Raw genomic sequence first — 21,822 nt, 5'->3', positions numbered from 1 at the left:
GCGCATTTATATGACTCTTGATATTTCAAAGTACCCAACACTGGCGTTAGCAAATACACCGGAAGAATTACGTCTCCTTCCGAAAGAAACATTACCAAATCTGTGTGATGAACTGCGAACGTATCTGCTAAATTCAGTGAGCCAATCAAGCGGACACTTAGCGTCTGGCTTAGGCACCGTGGAGCTAACTGTCGCTCTGCATTATGTTTACAACACCCCTATCGACAAACTGATCTGGGATGTTGGTCATCAGGCTTACCCGCATAAAATCCTCACCGGACGTCGCGATAAAATGCCAACAATTCGCCAAAAGGATGGTCTACACCCTTTCCCTTGGCGTGAAGAAAGTGAATATGACACCTTATCTGTCGGTCACTCTTCGACATCTATTAGTGCAGGTCTTGGCATGGCCATCAGCGCACAAAAAGAAGGCAAAGGTCGTAAAATCGTCAGTGTGATTGGTGATGGCGCAATTACAGCCGGCATGGCATTCGAAGCTATGAACCACGCTGGCGACGTTCATCCTGATATGTTGGTGATTTTGAACGACAACGAAATGTCTATTTCAGAAAACGTCGGCGCCCTGAATAACCACCTTGCGAAAGTACTTTCTGGCAGCTTGTACACTTCTATCCGTGAAGGCGGTAAAAAAGTGTTGTCTGGTGTTCCACCTATTAAAGAGTTGGTTCGCCGTACGGAAGAGCACCTAAAAGGCATGGTAGTGCCAGGCACTCTGTTTGAAGAGTTCGGCTTTAATTACATTGGCCCGATTGATGGACACGACGTCAATGAACTCGTCAAAACGCTAAAAAACATGCGTGAGCTCAAAGGCCCTCAATTCCTGCACATCATGACCAAGAAAGGCAAAGGTTATGAGCCTGCCGAGAAAGATCCTATCGGCTACCACGGTGTTCCTAAATTCGATCCAACGCATAACTGTCTACCGAAAAGCAGTGGCGGTAAGCCAACTTACTCAAAGATCTTTGGTGACTTTTTATGTGATATGGCGGCCCAAGATCCTAAGCTAATGGCAATTACGCCAGCAATGCGCGAAGGCTCTGGTATGGTACGTTTCTCAAAAGAATATCCAGACCAATACTTTGACGTGGCGATTGCTGAGCAACACGCTGTGACACTTGCAACAGGTATGGCAATTGCTGGCGATCATCCAATCGTAGCTATCTATTCGACTTTCTTGCAACGTGGTTATGACCAACTGATCCACGATATCGCGATCATGGATTTACCAGTAATGTTCGCTATCGATCGTGCAGGTCTCGTTGGTGCTGACGGCCAAACTCACCAAGGCGCATTCGATCTAAGCTTTATGCGCTGTATTCCGAACATGGTGATCATGGCGCCAAGTGACGAAAACGAATGTCGACAAATGCTTTACACTGGCCATAAACATACTGGCCCTAGTGCGGTTCGATACCCTCGCGGTAGCGGGATGGGCGTAGAAATCGAAACTGAGTTTACGGCTTTAGAAATCGGTAAAGGACGAATGGTTCGCCAAGGTGAAAAAGTTGCTATTCTGAACTTTGGTACTTTCTTGGGTAACGCGCTAGAAGCGGCAGAATACCTTAACGCCACTGTTGCTGATATGCGCTTTGTGAAGCCGCTCGATGAAGCATTAATTCGTCAATTAGCCGCAGATCATGATGTGCTCGTGACGTTAGAAGAAAATGTTATCGCAGGTGGTGCAGGTGCTGGTGTCGTTGAGTTCATGATGAAAGATAAAATCATTAAACCTGTGTTGAACCTAGGTTTACCAGATGAGTTTATTCATCAGGGAACACAAGATGAACTGCATGAAGAGCTTGGTCTCGATGCAAAAGGGATTGAACAATCCATCTTGGATTATTTAGCAAAATAGAATTTAAAAAGGGATGCTCATGGCATCCCTTTTTTATGTCCAACGTTTAATTCATCCAGCCTGCGTATTTTGCGACTAGAAACAGGGCAACACCGGCCATAATTCCCGCCACGATATCATCAACCATAATACCCAGCCCACCGTGAACTCGCTTATCTAGCCACCCAATTGGCCACGGTTTTACCATGTCGAAAAAACGGAACAAGATGAAACCAGTGAGCAACCACTTCCACTCGGTCAACGGAATATTTAGCGCAGGAACGATGCTCATCGTAATCCAAAAACCCGCAAATTCATCCCATACGATTGAACCATGATCATGTACTTTCATGTCTGCAGACGTCACTTGGCAGATTTGAATGCCGATCACACACGAAATCAGAACAACAATGACATACGCCGTAAATGGCAATTGCGCCAACAACAAAAAGAAGGGCACGGCCGCCAGTGTCCCCATTGTTCCTGGGATAAACGGGGATAATCCACTGCCAAAACCCGTCGCCAATAGATGCCACGGGTTCTTTAATGAAATCAGAGAAAGAGGGTTGGTCATATCCTTAAACCTATACTGCTAGTTTGGTTTCAATCGTCATGCCTGCGAGTTGCTCAATAGTAACAGGCTCTGGCTAGAGCTTAGCTCAGATCATTTAAAGTGGTCGAAGCCACTTAAGTCCCAATCAAGTGGTTGATTGTTATCATGCAGCTCGAAGGTTCCATTTGGTCGAATTTGACCAATACATGTGACCTTACAGCCAGTATGAGATAAAGCGCTTTGTAGCGAGCCTCGATTTTGCTCCGGCACGGTAAAACACAACTCGTACTCTTCGCCACTTGCTAAAGCATACTGCTGCGCGCTGATCTTATCATCTAAAAACTGGACTAATTCTGAAGAGATCGGTAGCTGAGAGACATCAATACTCACCCCAACCTGAGATCGCTGTAAAATGTGCTTAATATCAGAGATTAAACCATCTGAGATATCAATCGCCGACGAGGCTAAGCCAACCAGAGCCTGACCAGCTAGCACACGAGGCGAACTAAGGTAATGAGCGCGCTCTAGTGCTTCCGCGCCAGCTCTGCTGCGTAGAGAGCCATCTAGAATCACATCCAAGCCAGCTTTTGCATCGCCAAGGTTCCCCGTTACGTACACCCAGTCCCCTGACTTTGCTCCGGAACGTGTGAGAGCTTTACCTTCAGGCACAAAACCTTGCACCGTCAGAGTCAGACACAATGGCCCTTTTGTGGTATCACCGCCAATTAACTGAATACCATAGTAATCAGCCAATTCGAAAAATGCATCACAGAAAGGTGCAAGCCATTCTTCATCTGGCTCGGGCATCGTTAATGCAAAGCTCACCCACGCTGGCGTTGCTCCCATCGCTGCTAAATCACTGATGTTAGAAGCCAATGCTTTGTGCGCTACCCATGCGGGGTTCGCATCGGCTAAGAAATGCGTTCCCGCCACCAATGTATCCGTACTAATCGCAATCTGAACATTAGCCGGCGCTTTGACGAGTGCGCAGTCATCACCAGCCGCTAGGTGGACATCTTTACGTTGGCTCTGACGATCGACGAAGTATTTGTCTATCAGATTAAATTCACCAGACATAATTCACTTACTTTTTGATGTAAAAGCTTTTGATACAAAAAAGGTCAGCATGTGCTGACCTTTTCATTGAAGAAATCGTTATTTCTTACGAATGTGAGGTGCTGCTTTATCAAGTACACCGTTCACAAACTTGTGGCTATCTTCTGCTGCGAAGACTTTTGCAAGTTCAATCGCTTCATTGATAACAACTTTGTAAGGAACATCTTCGCGACGAGTCATCTCGTACATAGCAAGGCGAAGAAGAGCAAGTTCCATCATATCTAAATCCTGCATAGGACGAGAGATGTATGGACGAATTTTGCTATCTAGCTCAGCGTGGCTAAGTACAACACCGCTTAGTAGTTCACGGAAGTAAGCTACGTCTGTTTCTGGAGCAGCAAGCGCTGGCTCAGATGCATGAAGTTCTTCTTCATCGTATTTGTCGCCAGACAAAAACTGTTCTTCAATCTTGGCAACATTCTCTTTAGTAATTTGCCATGAGTAGATCGCCTGTAGAGCGAATTGACGTGCGTTACGACGTGCGGCTGGTTTCACACTGGCCCCCATTAGGAATCAATTTCAGATAGTACATTAATCATTTCAAGTGCGCTTAGTGCAGCCTCTGCACCTTTATTACCAGCCTTGGTTCCTGCGCGTTCAATCGCTTGATCGATCGTATCAACAGTCAAAACACCAAATGCTACTGGAATGCTGAATTCCATAGACACTTGTGCTAGACCTTTGTTCATTTCACTACAAACATAGTCAAAGTGAGGCGTTCCACCGCGAATAACAGACCCTAGAGAAACAATAGCGTCGAATTTGCCAGTTTTAGCAACACGCTGAGCTACTAGAGGTAGTTCTACGGCACCTGGACAACGCACAACCGTGATGTTGTCTTCGCTTACTTGTCCGTGACGCTTTAGTGTATCGATCGCACCAGAAAGTAGGCTTTCGTTAATAAAACTGTTGAAACGAGAAATAACGATAGCAATTTTTGCATTTGGCGCTGGGAAGCCACCCTCGATCACTTTCATAAGCTTTCCTTTAACTCTATTTATAAGTGAAATATGTTCATCAAGTGAGAATCGCCGGATTCTAGCACAAATTTGTGAGCAATATCTAATGGAAATTGGAGGCAAATCACCGGTTCCTAGCCATTGACGAGTTGAGTGCGTAAAAGACTAGGAACTTATTGTTCGGTTGTTACTCGCAGACGTACTCAACCACGTTCAGACCAAAACCACCTAATGCGTGGTACTTTTTGTTGGTCGATGACAGAAGGCGCATATCATGTACACCGAGATCCGCAAGAATCTGTGAACCCACACCAACACGGCGAGACGTGCCCTGTTTCTTAGCAAGCGTTGGGGCTTCACCTTTGTCTTGCGCTTCAAACATCTTCACGCGATGAATAAGTAGATCAGTCGATTCTTCATGGCCAAGAACAACCAGCACACCGCCTTCTTCACCAATGCGTTTCATTGCCTTATCTAGTGTCCAGCTGCGCTCTGCATTACGATCGCTACGTAGTAAGTCGGTAAAAACGTCTTGAAGATGTACGCGAACCAGTGGCGCTTTTTCTTTCAAATCGCCCTTGCACATTGCGTAGTGCACTTGGTTATCAATGGTGTCCTTGTACGTGACTAACGTGAACTCGCCAAACTCCGTCGGTAACTTGCACTCTGCCACACGTTCAATCGTTGTCTCAGTGTTATTGCGGTACTCAATTAGGTCGGCAATAGTGCCCAATTTAATACCGTGCTTCTCTGCAAAGATCTCTAGATCAGGGCGACGAGCCATGGTGCCGTCGTCATTTAAGATCTCAACAATAACCGATGCTGGCTCTAAACCAGCAAGGCGAGCCAAATCACAGCCAGCTTCAGTGTGACCTGCGCGAGTCAGTACACCGCCATCTTGGGCCGCGAGCGGGAAGATATGACCAGGCTGCACCAAATCCGCAGCTTTGGCGTTTGGCGCGACTGCCGCTTGAACCGTACGTGCGCGATCCGCGGCTGAAATACCCGTCGTTACCCCTTCTGCCGCCTCAATAGAAACGGTAAAGTTGGTTGTGTATTGCGCATTATTGTCTTGCACCATTGGTGGCAGACCTAGGCTTTCGCAACGATCTTTGGTCATGGTTAAACAAATCAAGCCACGGCCATAGGTTGCCATAAAGTTGATGGCTTCCGGCGTAATATGCTCGGCAGCCATGATCAAGTCACCTTCATTCTCGCGGTCTTCATCATCCATTAGGATGACCATTTTGCCTGCGCGAATATCATCAATAATTTCTTGTGGCGTACTGATTGGCATAGTCTGTTATCCCGTTATTCTAAATTTGTTATTGCGACAGCAATGAAAAATCATGTTGCAGTGAATGCTAGTTAGGTCAATAGTTTGAGCTTTGCACCAAGCAAGTCAATGAATCTCGCGGTGTTCTGTGAGTCTGCTCTTTATCGCATGCCTCACGCAGCCACTCCCAAGACTTATGCAAAACCGTTTTGCTGTAAAAAGTCCATCGTGATACGAGACTCGGCCTTATCTTCTTGCTGTTCTTGCAGTAAACGCTCCATATAACGCGCAAGTACATCAACTTCTAAGTTGACTTTGCGCCCCACTTGAAACTGGTCAATCGTAGTTTCTTCACTCGTATGAGGAACAATCGTCAGCTTAAAAGCATTTTTACGTAAGTCGTTGACGGTTAGGCTAATACCATCAACTGTAATCGAGCCTTTCTCTGCGACGTACTTGCTAATTTCCGCAGGCATTGCAACCCAAAACTCTATCGCGCGGCCAACTAAATTGCGTTCGACAATTTCACCAACCCCATCGACATGGCCAGAAACGATATGTCCCCCCAATCGCGTTGTTGGTAACATGGCTTTTTCTAGATTCACCTTATCGCCTACTTGGTATTCAGCAAACCCAGTTTTCTTCAAGGTTTCTAATGACAGATCAGCACTGTAATAATGGCTTCCGAAGTCAACTACCGTTAAGCAAACACCATTGGTCGCGATGCTATCGCCTAACTTAACGTCTGACATATCAAGCGTCCCCGTTTCAACTGTGACGGTGATGTCTTCGCCCTTCGGCGTAATCGCAGCTAACTTGCCAACTGCTTCTACTATTCCTGTAAACATACTATTTCTTATCTAAGTTCTTTACGTTTGATGGTGGCTGTGATGCGAATGTCTACCCCAACCATACGAACGTCTGTAATGTTTAAATCAGTGACGTCAGCCATAGCGCTTAACCCTAAAGCACCAATCAGCCCCCGACCATCGCTGCCCATGAGTTTTGGCGCAAGGTAAACAATGAGCTCATCTACAAGATTAGCCTTTATCATCGCGCTGGCTAGCGTTGCTCCAGCTTCAACCCATAAGTGATTGATGTGGTGCTCATCCGAGATACGTTTTAATGTCGTTGATAAGTCAATTTGGTCAGCGTTGTCCAATAGAGGGATACAGTCTCCATCTGGGCTAACAATAACTCGCTCTCCATCGGTGTGGAACAGCTTGAGCGCATCCGTTAAATGGTTCTGACGGTCTAAGATTACACGTACTGGTTGACGAAGTTCTTCTCGTAAATACTGCGCTTGAACACTGGTAGGTAAGTCATCCCAACGCACATTGAGTGACGCATTATCATCAATCACCGTTTTGCTGGTAGAGAGAATACCACCACTCATCGCTCGATAACGCTGCACATCTTGGCGGGCCGCTGGGGAGGTGATCCATTGGCTCTGCCCATTGCTGAGTGCGCTTTGCCCATCCAAACTGGCTGCCATTTTTAATTGAACAAACGGCATGCCTGTACGCATATACTTTATAAAACCAGGGTTAAGGGCAAGGGCATCTTGCTCTAACAAGCCGATTTGTACTTCAATTCCGGCATCACGCAACATCTGGATGCCCCGCCCCGAAACTTTAGGGTTTGGGTCTACCATTGCGCAAACCACACGTGCCACTTTGGCTTTGATTAGCCCTTCAGCACATGGCGGTGTACGGCCGTAATGAGAGCAAGGTTCGAGCGTCACATAAGCGGTTGCACCAACTGCTTTTTCACCCGCCATGCGCATCGCGTGCACTTCGGCATGCGGCTCACCAGCGCGGTGGTGATAGCCCTCACCAACAATTTCTTCATCACGAACGATGACGCACCCCACATTTGGATTTGGGGCGGTGGTATAAATGCCACGTCTCGCTAACTTAATAGCTCGTGACATCATGGCGAAATCTAAATCAGAAAACGCTCTTTCAGGAGTGTGTTGAGTCATGAGCTACTCAGTCTTCTAGGCGGGCAATCTCTTCGCCAAACTCGCGAATGTCTTCAAAACTGCGGTAAACTGAGGCGAAACGGATATAAGCGACCTTGTCGAGCTCTTTGAGTTGGTCCATGACTAAATTACCAATCATTTCACTCGGAACCTCTCGTTCACCCGTCGCACGCAGTTGTGATTTGATCATGCTGATCGCTAACTCTATAGAGTCAGCACTCACTGGGCGTTTCTCTAATGCGCGCTGAATACCGCCAACCATTTTATCTTCATCAAATGGTTCACGGTTGCCATTCGATTTGATCACTTTAGGCATCACTAACTCTGCGCTTTCAAACGTAGTAAAACGCTCGCTACACGCCAAGCACTGACGGCGACGTCGAACTTGATGGCCATCAGCCACTAAGCGGGAATCAATAACTTTGGTATCGTTCTCGGAACAAAAAGGACAATGCATATCACCTCCATATCTATACCCAAATAACCTCATGAGCAATCACGGCTAACCACGCGTTCATAGTTATGCGGACTCTATTAAAGCTATTTGGGTATAACGCTTTCAAACCGAAATAAAAGCTCATGTAGTGTAGCGGAATTGGTATGTTAGACAAAACAAAAAGGGGCGCAAAGGCCCCTTTTTCACTCAAGATCTCGTTGAATGTGTTAACTGCGTGCTAAGTAATTCGCTTTACCAACCCACTTGTAGCTAGTTAGCTCTTCTAAGCCCATTGGACCACGGGCATGTAGCTTTTGCGTGGATACTGCGACTTCTGCGCCAAGGCCAAATTGCGCACCGTCTGTAAAGCGCGTTGAAGCATTCACATAAACCGCCGCCGAACCGACAGAATTGATGAACAGTTCTGAGTTTTCCAAACTATTGGTCATGATCGCATCTGAGTGGCTCGCGTTATGAACACGCATATGATCAATGGCATCTTTCACATCAGACACGACTTTTACACCAAGGGTGTAGCTCAACCATTCCGTATCAAAGTCACCTTCAACAGCATCGCGTACTTGTTTCGCTTGCTCCATGAGTTCTTTTGCTTTTGGCTCTGCCACGAACGTCACTTTTTCGTCCATACGCTCAACGATCATTGGTAGAAACTGTTCTGCAATTTTTTCATGCACGAGCAGCGTATCTAGTGAGTTACACGCAGATGGACGTTGAACTTTAGAGTTCTCAACCACATTCAGGGATTTATCTAGATCAGCGGATTCGTCGACAAAGATATGGCTGATACCAAAGCCGCCAATAATCACCGGAATCGTGCTGTTTTCTTTACACATTTTGTGTAGGCCAGCACCACCGCGTGGAATGATCATGTCGACGTAATCGTCCAGTTTAAGCAGTTGAGAGACTAGCTCACGATCTGGCTTTTCAATGTACTGAACCGAAGCGGCAGGAAGGTTCGCCTTTGCTAGCGCAGACTGAATAACCTTCACTAATTCCATATTCGAGAAAAATGTCTCTTTGCCGCCACGCAAAATGCTTGCGTTGCCGGTTTTCAAGCACAGTGCCGCAATATCAATAGTTACGTTAGGACGCGCTTCATAAATTACGCCCACAACACCCAGTGGTACGCGGCGACGAGACAATGACATTCCATTTTCCAGTACCTTACTGTCGATTTCGCTGCCTACAGGATCGTTCAAGCTAATGACGTTGCGAACATCATTAGCAATTGCAGTCAATCGTTCTTCATTAAGCAAAAGGCGATCAAGCAGTGCATCGGTTAAACCCGCTTCACGGCCAAGTTCGATGTCTTTAGCGTTTGCCGCCAAAATAGCAACGGAGTTTGCTTCTAGCTCATCAGCGATGATGGCTAAAGCTTGGTTCTTTTGCGCAGTTGACGCTGTCGCTAATTCGAAAGCTGCATCTTTAGCAGCTTTACCCATATTCGTTAAATCCACTTTGCTTCCCTCTAATTCTATTCCTGAATGACGACCAAATCATCGCGATGAATCACCTCAGAGCCATAATCATGCCCCAAAATAGAGATGATATCTTTACTGTGCTTACCAGTAATTTTAGTTAGGTCATCACTTGAGTAGGCGCTGATGCCACGAGCCACCAACTTACCGTGAGAATTTGTTACACGCGCCACTTCGCCTCGAGCAAAGTCACCACTTACTTTGATTACCCCTTTAGCAAGTAGGCTACTGCCCTTACCGACCACAGCATTTACCGCACCGTCATCAATAATGATGTCGCCCGATGCCGCAGGTCCCGCCAGAATCCAGCGTTTACGGTTTTCTAAAGCTTCAGCGCAAGGTAGGAAGCGTGTGCCTTGTGGCTCTGCACTCAAAGAGTCAAAGATAACATTCGGTGCACTACCGGCAGCAATAATAACCTCGATACCAGCGCGGCGAGCGATGTCTGCGGCTTGCAGCTTCGTTGCCATACCGCCTGTACCCAATGTTGTACCACTTCCTCCTGCGATTTTACGCAGCGTATCGTCGATGGTTTTTACTTCCTTGATCAGCTCTGCGTTCGGGTCTTTTCGAGGGTCAGCAGTAAACAGACCTTTTTGGTCAGTTAAAAGCAAGAGCTTATCTGCGCCACACAAAATGCCCACCAAAGCGGAAAGGTTGTCGTTATCGCCCACTTTAATCTCGCTGGTCGCAACGGCATCATTTTCGTTTACGATAGGAATAATATCGTTCGCAACGAGCGCATTGATGGTGTCACGTGCGTTTAAGAATCGCTCGCGATCTTCTAAATCAGCACGAGTTAGTAGCATTTGACCAATCTTAATGCCGTAAATACCAAACAAAGACTCCCATGTTTGAATCAAGCGACTTTGACCCACCGCCGCAAGTAATTGTTTACTCGCCATCTCGTTGGGCAATGCGGGGTAACCAAGGTGCTCACGACCTGCTGCAATAGCACCAGACGAAACCATTACCACTGAATGGCCTTGTTTTTTAAGCTCAGCACACTGGCGCGCTAACTCAACCATGTGAGCACGGTCGAGTGCCAGAGTGCCGCCTGTCAGCACACTTGTACCCAGTTTCACAACGACAGTTTGTGGTTGTGAAACAACTGCATTTTGTTGATTCGTTGTCATGATGTCTTCTGAATTGAAAAACAAATAAAGAGAGGATGTTTTAACAATCAAAGAGGGAATTAACAAGAGAAAAGGTGCGTTTTCGCACCTTTTTGTTTGGTATTAAATGAAAACAACCAAATTAAGCGAAATCGAAAGACTCCGTGTGATATTCGACTTCTAATTTGAAGTGTTCTTCTAAAGTATCAACCAGCTTTTGATGGAATGTGCTCTGCGTCAGATACACTTCCTCTACCGCTTTTTTAGGCAGGGCTTCAGATACCCATTGCCCTTCTTTGTTGTACTTGCCGATATGATATTTGGCAGTAAAGCCTCCTTCGATGGATTCTAAATCCATCCACCAGCCCCAAAATTCACGCTTCTCAGGCGATTTTTTGTCGTCTACACAAACAGATAGACAATCAAAATAATAGCGCCCTTCTTGCGATTGTGGTTCGCGCAGGTAAGGCCCTATCGCCTTCAACTTTGACATCAAGCGAAAGTGAGTCGGGCCCTGAGTCGTCTCTGACATATGAATCTCCATTTTCATAGTTAAAAGTAAACACCCAAGAATGATTATTATTTTTAATTATCATGAGCTTATTTTTTGCTCAGATATATCACTCTTAACTAATTTAGGAGAATTGTCACCCTAATAATTCATCTTCTAGCCACTTTATGGCTAAATCGAGGGATTGCTCATATCCTTTTGTAATCGTTTTGGAACTGATTTTTTTCGCTCTGCCATACTGGCTAAACAGCGCGACGAGTTGGTTATCACTGTGTGGAGACACCGGATCGCCTTCAAGGCTCAAAGCTAAAATAGGTACTTTGGTTTTTCTACTGCTCAAGAAGCCCTGAACCTTCAATGACCAGGCCATCATCTGGCCCGCCATGCTATTAATATCAACCGCATTTTTTCCCAAACGGGAAGCCAAAAGATCTAAGTACATCTTCGGCATTTTTTGCAGCTTCTCAGGGGAAGTAAAAATATCATGTACGGGTGCGCCAAGGGCTACACAAGCTTTGATCTTCTCTTGCTCAACAAAAGAGAGTCGGATCATGGCATTACCACCAAAACGAAATCCAACTAACCCCACTTTGTGATGATCCACCCAAGGCAATGAATACAGCTCATTTAGTACCGCTTGGTGCAGACAGCTTGAGTTCTCAGTCAAAGGCCAGTGAGAACTGTGCCCTACCGAAGGCATGTCAACCGTCAACATCGCAATATCTCGTGGTGCAAGATGATTGCGGAACAAACGCCACATGTCGGTTTGTAACGTATCGAGACCAGCGCTCACCATCACCACAGGCAGTTGTTTGTCGGTTCTTGGCAAATGAAGGTTCGCGATGATTTTGCGATTTTGGTAAGGCACTTCAATTTGCTTGATGGTGTACTTGGTCTTCTCTGCGCCGTCAGAATACGCTTTGTTTGCCAGCACTTGAGCCTGCAAGGCCAAATTATCATTCTTCAGATGTGGGTAGCCTGCGATACTAAAACACAAAGAAGCGGTGAAGAGTTCATCGGCGGCCTCCTCACCTTGCATTTCATTTGAACGCTTCTGATGCTCCATGCCGAGCTTAATCCACTCAAATGTCCAGTTGCCGTTGTGGTACCCCATTACGGTGTCTAACCAATCATCATTGGTTCGAGAGTGGGAAGAAGAAGCGATTTTAGAAAGCACACCTTCCATCTCTATCGGAGACAACCCTTGCCAAGCCCATTGCAAGCGGCGCAAATGACGATACCAAGCACGATCATCCTGCGCCTCTCGCTCATCAAGTATTTTTTGACTGGTCGGCATATACTGGGTAAGCGCAGAGGTTTCTTTTGCTTGCTTATGTTTCACGAACAAAGTTTCGGAAAGATTTTTACTGACGTCTTCAGACATAGGAAGAACCTTAGGCTATTAGCATGAGTTGTTATGATAATAAAAAAAATGCCCCTATACAGGGGCATTTCTCAATATTCTTTAATAGCGTTTATTTTTGCTTGCGGTTTACAGGCTCAGCGTACTGGATTGACATATCCCAAGGTTGTTCAATCCAAGTGTCTTGCGCGATATCTACCACGTAATCATCTAGCAACGCTTTGCCTGAAGGTTTCGCACACACAGCGATCATCTTCGCTTTTGGATACATCTCACGTAGTTTGCGCGCCGTATCACCACTGTCTACTAGGTCTTCAACGATTAGGTAACCTTCACCATCGCCTTCAGGTGCTTTTAGTACCGTCATATCGCGCTGATGATCATGGTCGTAGCTTGAAATACAGATTGTATCAACGTAACGAATACCCAGTTCACGAGCCAAGATAGCGCCAGGAACCAAACCACCGCGGCTTACCGCCCAAATCCCTTTCCATTGCTCAGCTGGCATTTGTTTTTCAGCCAGTTCACGGCAGTAAGTCTGCATTGCATCCCAAGTGATAATGAATTTTTTACTCATTGTAATAACCTAATAATTTGAAAATATGCATCCTCAAAATCTAGCGAACTCACTCAAAAGCGGAATGCTCACTGACCTCTCCAAAACGTATGGAGATGAGGATTTCAAGCTGCGCAAACGATTATTCTACCGAAACACACCGTTAATACCAACGGTGATATCAAAATTCTCTGCCTATTCCGCAGAAAAACCGTCTGAAGTGAACAACGTGAAAAAAGAAAAAGCCAGCGTGAATAAATCCACACTGGCTTTTTGCTCGAGAAATTAACCGACGAGGTATTTGACGATGAAGATGGCAGACATCACCCACACACTCATCGACACTTCACGGCCCTTGCCGCTGAATAATTTGATCGCCGCGTACGCGATAAAGCCTAACGTAATACCCTCTGCAATCGAGAACGTTAATGGCATCACCAAACAAGTCACAACAACTGGTGATGCTTCCGTTAGGTCACGCCAATCAATGCTTACCAGCCCAGACAGCATCAAAATCGCGACATAGAACAGAGCGCCCGATGTTGCGTAAGCTGGGATCATTCCTGCTAGTGGTGAAAACAATAGAGCAAGTAGGAAGAGCACACCAACAACCACTGCTGTTAGACCAGTACGACCACCAGCCGCCACACCAGAAACACTCTCAATGTAAGATGTGGTGTTTGAGGTACCAAGTAGTGCACCTACTGACGTTGCCGTTGAGTCTGCAAGTAACGCTTTGTTTAAACGCGGGATGTTGCCATTCTCATCCGTGAGGCCTGCTTTTTGAGAAACGCCAACTAGCGTACCTGCGGTATCAAACAAATCGACAAATAGGAAAGCGAACACAACGGAAATCATGCCAACTTCAAACAAACCAGAGAAATCCAGTTGCATGAAAGTTGGTGCAATGCTTGGTGGCGTAGACATAATGCCGCTCCACTGCACATCACCAAATAGAAGGCCAAGCGCTGTAACACCAAGAATGGCGATCATCACCGCACCTTTCACACCACGGTGAACAAGCGCGATAGTAAGGAAGAAACCAATCGCAGCCAATACAGATGGCAATGATGTGATGTCTCCCATAGAAACTAATGTCGCAGGGTTATCAACGACGATGCCTGCATTTTTTAATGCGATAAATGCTAAGAAAAGACCGATACCGGCTGAAATACCAGTTCGAAGAGAATGCGGGATCGAGTTAATAATCCACTCACGGATCTTAAATATACTCAAAAGAATAAACAGCAGGCCTGAAACAAACACCGCCGCTAACGCAACTTGCCACGTATAGCCCATTCCCAACACAACAGAGTAAGTGAAAAATGCGTTCAGCCCCATTCCTGGTGCTTGTGCAATTGGGTAGTTGGCAACAAATCCCATGATGAAACAGCCGATAGCAGCCGCAAGACAAGTTGCAACAAAAATGGCACCACGGTCCATACCGGTATCCGACAGGATCGCTGGGTTTACAAAAATAATGTAAGCCATGGTTAGGAAGGTGGTAACACCTGCAATGATCTCAGTGCGCACATTTGTGCCATTGTCACTGAGCTTAAAAAGCCTCTCGAGCATGATCGAATCCTGTAAAGGTAAAAAGTAAACGGTTGCGTAATCGATTGGCGGGAATTATAAAGTTATCAAATAGCAAATTCTAGATAGAATCTTCACTCTAATGCGATTTTTTTCTTTGGATATGAAACCCATTCGCTAATTCTTAAAAGCAAAACAGAAAATATATTCTTATAAAACAACAATTAATAATTATTGCTCAGAACCCAACAACAGAATAAAAACTGAACAATGTACTAAACTTTCAAATAGAAACTGGGCGTTTTAAGCGTCATATCTAGGTGGATTTGACGGGAAAGTCGATAAAACTGAAGAACGGAGAATAGAATCCAGCCTTGATGGCAGAAAATGTGTCAGAAAGAGAAAGTGGAGATAAAAAAACGCCACCCAATTTGGGTGGCGGCGAATCATGTCAGCACTATCACTGAAAAAAAATTCCAATTTATAGGGGTGAACAAACTGTTCGAGTCACATGCGTTGACTTCACTTAGTAGCCAAAGCTTGTTGGGTATACAAAGTTGCCGGTGTAAACAGACTTGCTATTCCAGAACATTGTACTTGGTAAACCTTTCATAACTATCACCTTTTAAATCAATTAAACATTCGTTGATTTCTCGGTTCCTTGGAGGCGATAAAACGGACTCATCCTTTGAGCATTTCATTCTTCTCTCAGAAGCTGGTTACAAATATACCACCAAGAAATTTAATTACAAGCATTTTAGTGATTAAAATCACAAAAAATGTATAAATTGACCTTCATCAAAGTTTAAATGTAATTAAATTACAGTTTTGTGAATTAAAAAATAAAGCCACTTTCAGAATGTATGATAAAGAACACATAGTGCCTGTTATTGTGTTCACAAACTGTGACAGTTCTGAGAGAAATCCTTGTGCACGCGACTACTCGTACTCCTTATCTGGTGGTATGCTAAACGGCAATTTGAAGGCCAAATCGTCTAGCATTTAATGCTATCTCGACAATATTTTTACGGTATATATTTGGCAAAGCACATCAAAAGGAGTCCTCCGTGTCTGAGTTCCATTCTGAGATCAGTACCTTATCACCTGCTCCACTTTGGCAGTTTTTCGATAAGATTTGTTCTATCCCTCACCCATCTAAGCATGAAGAAGCATTAGCACAGTACATTATCAACTGGGCAACAGAGCAAGGCTTTGACGTTCGCCGTGATCCAACCGGTAACGTGTTCATCAAAAAGCCCGCGACACCTGGAATGGAAAATAAGAAGGCTGTTGTACTTCAAGCACACATCGACATGGTGCCGCAGAAAAACGAAGACACCGAACACGACTTCACCAAAGATCCAATCCAACCTTACATCGATGGCGAATGGGTAACGGCGAAAGGCACGACGCTTGGTGCAGATAACGGGATTGGTATGGCTTCTTGCCTTGCTGTATTGGCATCTAAAGACATTAAGCACGGCCCAATCGAAGTTCTGCTGACGATTGATGAAGAAGCAGGCATGACTGGCGCATTTGGTCTTGAGGCTGGTTGGTTAGAAGGTGAGATCCTTCTAAATACAGACTCTGAGCAAGAAGGCGAAGTCTACATGGGTTGCGCTGGTGGTGTTGATGGCACCATGACTTTCGATATTTCTCGAGAATCAACGCCTGCAGGTTTCGTAACACGCCAACTGACGCTGAAAGGCCTAAAAGGTGGTCACTCAGGTTGTGACATTCACACAGGTCGCGGTAATGCCAACAAATTACTTGGTCGTTTCCTCGCGGGTCATGCGCAAGAGCTTGATTTACGTTTGGTAGAATTCCGTGGTGGTAGCTTACGTAATGCAATCCCTCGCGAAGCGTTTGTCACTGTCGCGCTTCCTGCTGAAAACCAAGACAAACTTGCAGAGTTGTTCAACCACTACACTGAGCTGCTTAAAACTGAACTGGGTAAAATCGAAACAGGTATCGTAACCTTTAATGAAGTGATCACGACTGACGCGCAAGTATTTTCAATCGCCGATCAGCAACGATTCATTGCGGCACTTAACGCTTGTCCAAACGGAGTAATGCGTATGAGTGATGAGGTGGAAGGCGTTGTTGAAACTTCTCTAAATGTTGGTGTGATCAGCACAGAAGAAAATAAAGTCACCGTGCTTTGCTTGATTCGTTCTCTCATTGACTCTGGCCGTAGCCAAGTGGAAAGCATGCTGCGCTCGATTACTGAGCTAGCAGGCGCACAAATTCAGTTCTCAGGCGCTTACCCTGGCTGGAAGCCAGATGCAGATTCCGAGATCATGGCAATTTTCCGTGATATGTATGAAGGCATTTACGGTCATAAGCCGAACATCATGGTCATCCATGCTGGTCTTGAGTGTGGCCTGTTTAAAGAACCATACCCACACATGGATATGGTGTCTTTCGGTCCAACAATTAAATTCCCTCACTCACCAGATGAGAAAGTGAAGATTGATACCGTTCAGCTGTACTGGGACCAAATGGTAGCGCTTCTAGAGGCAATTCCAGAGAAAGCGTAATTCAACCACGAAAAACGACAAAGGGTGCTTTACGGCACCCTTTTTTGTTTGGCTGGACCAAATTACACGCGATTTTGCGTATAAGCAGCTAGCTCATCCATTGAGGTTTGTGCAACGACTTCGCCATCAATGTAGTAAGTAACAAACTCACCATCGCGCACACCCATGAGTGTCGCCTTCTCGCCGTTATTGTAAGTAATATCCATTTGAACAGTATTCTCATCGATTTGCTGCATTCGACCCTGCTCAATAACACGGTTATTCGCTAACGGTGCAATTGGCGCCGTCGTTAACGATTTATCTAACTGGTGGTTTACATCGATGTAAGTATCCATCTTTGTATCGAAGATATGTGGCTTACCATTTAAAGGGTTCTTACCCGTCCAAAACTCTAGAGAGTTAAACACGATGTAGTCCGCTGCGATTGCGACACCATAAACAGGTGCTAAAAGCATGTTTAGACCACCTCGAGCGTAACGGTTATCTACAGCTTTCAAGTTAAACCCCATGACATAACCTGTCACGGCATTACTGCCAACGCAACCTGAAAGTGAAACTGCTACAGCAGTCAATGCACCAATTTTAGCAATTGCCTTTTTCATCAAAACCTCTAGTTAGAAATGTTAGACCTCAAATTCGGCGCGGATATTATCGGATAAAAAGTAGGGTTAAAAGTCCGTTTTTTTGTCCCTCATTATCAGTATTATTTTTAATACAGTCACATTTTTTAAGCCTATGATTGCTCTTCCTTCCGTACCTCTCGTTATGTATTAAACTGATAGAAAAGATCATATTGAAAACAAAAACTTCACACATGCTGAGATTTCGCGCATGACGATTAAAGTAATTTGTCGTGTCGTTAATAAGAATGATTAGTGCGATTTTGCAGCAATTGTTACATTGCTGATAACGCATTTGACAGAGATGGTTTATGGCCAGAAGTAAAAAAAGCAAAGTGTTTGAGCTCTTAGGGCATCAAATACAACCAGGACAACGATTAGAGATCGAATTTGAAGCAGCGAAGCTATACACACATTCGCCTTTATCTATTCCTGTGGAAATCATCCATGGGAAACAAGAAGGGCCTGTGTTAATGGTCAATGCTGCTATCCATGGTGATGAGCTTAATGGCGTAGAAATCGTTCGTCAGATCATTAACCAACTGGATCCACAAAAACTGAAAGGCACTGTCATTGCAGTACCTATCGTTAACGTGTTTGGTTTCATCCATAAATCACGGTACTTGCCCGATCGACGAGATCTCAACCGTTGCTTTCCTGGCAGTGAAAAAGGCGCGCTTGCATCTCGAATGGCACACGGGTTCTTTAACAACATTGCCAAGCGTTGTGACTACATTTTGGATCTGCACACTGGGGCCATTCACCGCACGAACCTGCCACAGATTCGCGCAAACTTAAGCAACCCAGAAACTCTGCGTATTGCTCAGGCGTTTGCGACGCCAGTGATTGTTGATTCAGCATTGCGTGATGGCTCTTTACGCAGTGAGGCAGAAAAATGTGATATACCCGTGCTCACCTACGAGGCTGGCGAAGCATTGCGTTTTGATCCACTGTCAATCAGCGCTGGTGTACTAGGGGTTCGGCGTGTAATGCAAGCCATTGGCATGCTGCGCGCTAGCCGAAAAAAGCTGCCTGAGCCTATCATAGCGAAGTCCACCAGCTGGGTTCGTGCGTCAGGTAACGGTATTTTGCGTACTGTCGTTAATCTGGGAGACAAAGTGGAACAGGGTGAAACTCTCGCCTATATCAGCTCTCCTCTTGGACATGATGAGGTAGAGCTCAAAGCGCCAAAGCGTGGCTTGGTAATCGGTCAACAAACTTTGCCACTGGTTAATGAAGGCGATGCGATCTTCCACCTTGCTTACTTCAACCAAGGTGATGATTCGGTGGAACAAGCCGTTGAAAGTTACATTGAAGGACTGACCGAGTTCGATGTCGAGCCACTGACTACCGGACAGATCCCGTTAGAAACTCAGTAATTCCTACCAAGTACGCACTTGATTAGCTCGAAAGGAGCAACAATGCTCGCACCATCTTGTTTAAAGCCAATAAGCTCAGCGTCCATGATGCTGGGCTTTTTGTTTTCTGTAAGCTAACGATACTCATCGTAGTTTCCACGAATGGATAAAAAACTTTACAAGCCATCGCAAAAACACATTTGATAATTAATCTCATTATCATTTATTAATCGTAATAATGTTCTTATAATCCGAGCTTCATAAAAACACTATAAATCATCAATATGAAACGATTAAAAAGTCATCCATTCAAAGTAAATCTCATTTCACTGACTTTGCTCTTCCCTCTTTATTCATATGCCGAGACAACGCCAAATGAAGAGCTTGAAGTCATCGGTGTGCGTTATGCCAAACCTATTACCATTGCAGAGCCTGCGCAAACCACCATTAATTGGTCAGAGATTGAAGAGCAACAGTACTCTAATTTTGCCTCAATGATCGATGCCGTTCCCGGCGCATCATTAGATGGTGGCGGCCGTTCCGGCGGCGAACGTATTAATATACGTGGTTTTGATGATCCAAGCGATATCGCCGTGTTTGTCGATGGCGCTCCTATTGGCTTTCAACAATACCGCTACGGAACTTTCTTTTTTGATCCGTTCTTGATTGGTGAAGCAGAAATTATCAAGGGCGCGCACGACTATCGAGCACTCAACGGAAAGTTTGGTGGCTCCATTCGTATTAAAACCAAAAGTGTCGATGATCTCCTTTACGGCGACAGAAACTTTGGTGCTCGCATCTCAAGTGCATATAACAACAACGGCGATGAGAATGCCTACACGCTAACACTCTATGGTAAAAACGATGCTGGTTTTTATTTTCTAGCGAATGGCTCGGTAAAAGATTCTGATGACATTAAAGTCGGTGGTGGTGAAACGCTGGATTACTCAGGTTATGAGCAAGAAAACATGCTCGTAAAAGTCGGTTATGAAAACAACGATCACGAGTTTGAAATTAGCCACACTCGCTACAAAGATGAAGGTCGTAAACCTTGGGCTAACCGCCGCGGAAAAATGCCTAACATCACTGAGTACAACATCAAGAAATACGGATCATTAGAAAAAGCCAAATACGCATACACCGTCGATAATAAATACACGGATAACACCACGACCATCTCTTACCACTACATGCCGACTAACCCGTATATTGATTTCAATATCAAAATGGCACGTTCTGAAAACGATCGTCACTGGGTTCGCCCTGACGTGGCATTCGAGAAAATGTTCGTTTCTGTTGGCAGTTACGGTCACGAGTCTTGGTTGAGTTACGAGCGTGACTATGCTGATGTGTTTAACCAAGCGCAGTTCGGAGACCACACTCTAGTGACAGGGCTTCAATATCAAAAAACCGATAGAGACTCATTAGTATTCAACGCATCATACGACAGTAATGAAGCCAAAAACTACGGTTGGTATACCCCTTACTACGAACCATCTGGCACTCAGTCAATTTATGCGGCTTACATTGCTGATCACTATCAAGCAACAGACCGTCTAACCATCACACCTTCTCTGCGTTACGAATACATTAAGAGTGAAGGAAAAGGGAACGCTGCGCCGGATTATAATGACCCAGCCGCCGGACATGACTACGGTGAAACGACGCATAAAGGCTTTAGCCCGCGTTTGGATATCGACTTTGATGCGACCAATAATACGCGTTTAAACGCCTCCTACGCCTACGCTTTAAAAGCACCAACCGTTGATAACATCTACTCAGTGCAATATGCGCGAGCTACCGCTACGGCTACTGCTTTGAATCTGGACGTGTCTAGTATCCATGCTTATCAAGCAAGCGTTATCAACTTAACGGAAGGGCTGGTGAATACTCGCGATAACCTCGCAACAGAGTTAACTTTATTCTATAACGATGTTAGCGACACGGTTGATATACGAACGGGCGAAAACCTCGACACAAATACTACTGAGTTACAAAGCTGGAATACAAACCTAGATGGCTTTAAAAACTACGGCTTTGAGCTAATTTCACAATACCGGATTGAAGATTTCTACAGTAATTTCTCAGCAAGTTACATTCGCGGCAAAAACAAAGGCAGTCTATCTGACTCCACAGGTTCAGATGATGATCACCCTGATGTGCCACCATTAAACATTAATCTGGGTTTAGGTTACGAATGGATTCCTGGTTTACGCACTGGCTGGGAAGTCCGTTGGTATGATGCGCAAACCAAAACCAAGGCAAGCGGTAACAATTTAAAAGTGAAATCGCCAAGTGAGCAATACACGCTACAAAACGCTTACGTGGTTTGGGAAATACAACAAGTCGAAGGCTTGAGTGTTGGCGCTGTTGTGAAAAACTTAACCGATCGTTACTACGAAGCATACCTATCTAATGGCGTGCCTTCGCCTGGTCGCGAAGTCAAACTGCATCTCACTTATCAATACTAACCATACCTAAAAGATGCAGGGCAGACATTAACTGCCCTGCTGTTTCTTAACGAACAACCATAATTGCACACCGTTTT

The 21,822-nt window shown here is 45.2% G+C and carries 19 protein-coding genes; 4 read left to right on the top strand and 15 right to left on the bottom strand.

Features of this window, described 5'->3' with window-relative positions:
* Window positions 1–10 precede the first annotated feature (10 nt).
* Window positions 11–1,876 (top strand): 1-deoxy-D-xylulose-5-phosphate synthase, encoded by a 1,866-nt coding sequence (gene dxs, locus ACZ5ZC_RS11275; RefSeq protein WP_048626092.1) that lies wholly within the window; start codon window positions 11–13, stop codon window positions 1,874–1,876.
* 46 nt (window positions 1,877–1,922) lie between these two features.
* Here the strand turns inward: dxs and pgpA are convergent, their stop codons facing one another.
* The 14 genes from pgpA to ACZ5ZC_RS11205 all read right to left on the bottom strand — a co-directional run bounded on the left by pgpA (window position 1,923) and on the right by ACZ5ZC_RS11205 (window position 14,798).
* Window positions 1,923–2,429 (bottom strand): phosphatidylglycerophosphatase A, encoded by a 507-nt coding sequence (gene pgpA, locus ACZ5ZC_RS11270; protein WP_150916388.1) that lies wholly within the window; start codon window positions 2,427–2,429, stop codon window positions 1,923–1,925.
* A gap of 90 nt (window positions 2,430–2,519) precedes the next feature.
* Window positions 2,520–3,485, bottom strand: a complete 966-nt coding sequence (gene thiL / locus ACZ5ZC_RS11265) for a thiamine-phosphate kinase (protein ID WP_253658727.1) — start codon at window positions 3,483–3,485, stop codon at window positions 2,520–2,522.
* Between the two features lie 78 nt (window positions 3,486–3,563).
* A complete protein-coding gene (nusB, locus tag ACZ5ZC_RS11260; protein ID WP_005381571.1) occupies window positions 3,564–4,031 on the bottom strand; it encodes a transcription antitermination factor NusB in 468 nt (155 codons plus the stop codon).
* Window positions 4,031–4,501, bottom strand: a complete 471-nt coding sequence (gene ribH / locus ACZ5ZC_RS11255) for a 6,7-dimethyl-8-ribityllumazine synthase (RefSeq protein WP_005381572.1) — start codon at window positions 4,499–4,501, stop codon at window positions 4,031–4,033. Before ribH ends, nusB begins: the two co-directional genes overlap by 1 nt.
* 169 nt (window positions 4,502–4,670) lie before the next feature.
* The gene (ribBA, locus tag ACZ5ZC_RS11250) at window positions 4,671–5,780 is read right to left on the bottom strand and encodes a bifunctional 3,4-dihydroxy-2-butanone-4-phosphate synthase/GTP cyclohydrolase II (RefSeq protein ID WP_005381573.1); all 1,110 of its coding nucleotides are present in this window, start codon (window positions 5,778–5,780) and stop codon (window positions 4,671–4,673) included.
* A 173-nt stretch (window positions 5,781–5,953) separates the two neighbouring features.
* Entirely contained in the window at window positions 5,954–6,607 is a 654-nt protein-coding gene (locus tag ACZ5ZC_RS11245; RefSeq protein ID WP_464931927.1) for a riboflavin synthase, read from the bottom strand.
* A gap of 8 nt (window positions 6,608–6,615) precedes the next feature.
* Window positions 6,616–7,743 (bottom strand): bifunctional diaminohydroxyphosphoribosylaminopyrimidine deaminase/5-amino-6-(5-phosphoribosylamino)uracil reductase RibD, encoded by a 1,128-nt coding sequence (gene ribD, locus ACZ5ZC_RS11240; RefSeq protein WP_464931926.1) that lies wholly within the window; start codon window positions 7,741–7,743, stop codon window positions 6,616–6,618.
* A 7-nt stretch (window positions 7,744–7,750) separates the two neighbouring features.
* Window positions 7,751–8,200 carry a transcriptional regulator NrdR gene (gene nrdR / locus ACZ5ZC_RS11235; protein WP_005381578.1) on the bottom strand — a complete coding sequence of 150 codons (450 nt, stop codon included), beginning with the start codon at window positions 8,198–8,200 and terminating at the stop codon, window positions 7,751–7,753.
* A gap of 206 nt (window positions 8,201–8,406) precedes the next feature.
* On the bottom strand, window positions 8,407–9,657 hold the full coding sequence (locus ACZ5ZC_RS11230) for a glutamate-5-semialdehyde dehydrogenase (RefSeq protein ID WP_054867891.1): 1,251 nt from the start codon (window positions 9,655–9,657) through the stop codon (window positions 8,407–8,409).
* A gap of 17 nt (window positions 9,658–9,674) precedes the next feature.
* On the bottom strand, window positions 9,675–10,814 hold the full coding sequence (gene proB, locus ACZ5ZC_RS11225; protein ID WP_005391413.1) for a glutamate 5-kinase: 1,140 nt from the start codon (window positions 10,812–10,814) through the stop codon (window positions 9,675–9,677).
* 121 nt (window positions 10,815–10,935) lie between these two features.
* A complete protein-coding gene (crl, locus tag ACZ5ZC_RS11220; protein WP_005391414.1) occupies window positions 10,936–11,325 on the bottom strand; it encodes a sigma factor-binding protein Crl in 390 nt (129 codons plus the stop codon).
* Between the two features lie 115 nt (window positions 11,326–11,440).
* Window positions 11,441–12,688, bottom strand: coding sequence for an esterase FrsA (gene frsA, locus ACZ5ZC_RS11215; RefSeq protein ID WP_464931925.1), 1,248 nt, complete (start codon window positions 12,686–12,688; stop codon window positions 11,441–11,443).
* Window positions 12,689–12,779: 91 nt separating this feature from the next.
* On the bottom strand, window positions 12,780–13,244 hold the full coding sequence (gene gpt, locus ACZ5ZC_RS11210) for a xanthine phosphoribosyltransferase (protein ID WP_005391418.1): 465 nt from the start codon (window positions 13,242–13,244) through the stop codon (window positions 12,780–12,782).
* A gap of 264 nt (window positions 13,245–13,508) precedes the next feature.
* Window positions 13,509–14,798: an NCS2 family permease gene (locus ACZ5ZC_RS11205; RefSeq protein WP_054867890.1), complete on the bottom strand. Its 1,290-nt coding sequence runs from the start codon at window positions 14,796–14,798 to the stop codon at window positions 13,509–13,511.
* Window positions 14,799–15,823: 1,025 nt separating this feature from the next.
* Between ACZ5ZC_RS11205 and ACZ5ZC_RS11200 the strand changes: the two genes are divergently transcribed.
* A complete protein-coding gene (locus ACZ5ZC_RS11200) occupies window positions 15,824–17,296 on the top strand; it encodes an aminoacyl-histidine dipeptidase (protein ID WP_464931924.1) in 1,473 nt (490 codons plus the stop codon).
* Window positions 17,297–17,358: 62 nt separating this feature from the next.
* Here ACZ5ZC_RS11200 and ACZ5ZC_RS11195 read toward each other — a convergent pair whose 3' ends face one another.
* On the bottom strand, window positions 17,359–17,898 hold the full coding sequence (locus tag ACZ5ZC_RS11195; RefSeq protein ID WP_047010162.1) for a DUF3332 domain-containing protein: 540 nt from the start codon (window positions 17,896–17,898) through the stop codon (window positions 17,359–17,361).
* A gap of 329 nt (window positions 17,899–18,227) precedes the next feature.
* On the opposite strand from ACZ5ZC_RS11195, the gene ACZ5ZC_RS11190 reads away from it, so the two are divergent.
* Together ACZ5ZC_RS11190 and ACZ5ZC_RS11185 are read left to right on the top strand one after the other, a co-directional pair.
* Window positions 18,228–19,295, top strand: a complete 1,068-nt coding sequence (locus ACZ5ZC_RS11190) for a succinylglutamate desuccinylase/aspartoacylase family protein (RefSeq protein WP_005391426.1) — start codon at window positions 18,228–18,230, stop codon at window positions 19,293–19,295.
* A gap of 263 nt (window positions 19,296–19,558) precedes the next feature.
* Complete coding sequence (locus ACZ5ZC_RS11185; protein ID WP_464931923.1) at window positions 19,559–21,745, top strand: TonB-dependent receptor domain-containing protein; 2,187 nt, start codon at window positions 19,559–19,561, stop codon at window positions 21,743–21,745.
* Window positions 21,746–21,822: the final 77 nt, after the last annotated feature.

This window comes from Vibrio sp. JCM 18905, assembly GCF_055393305.1.
Note: the sequence above shows the minus strand (reverse complement) of the source record. Positions and strands in the feature narration are given on the sequence as shown.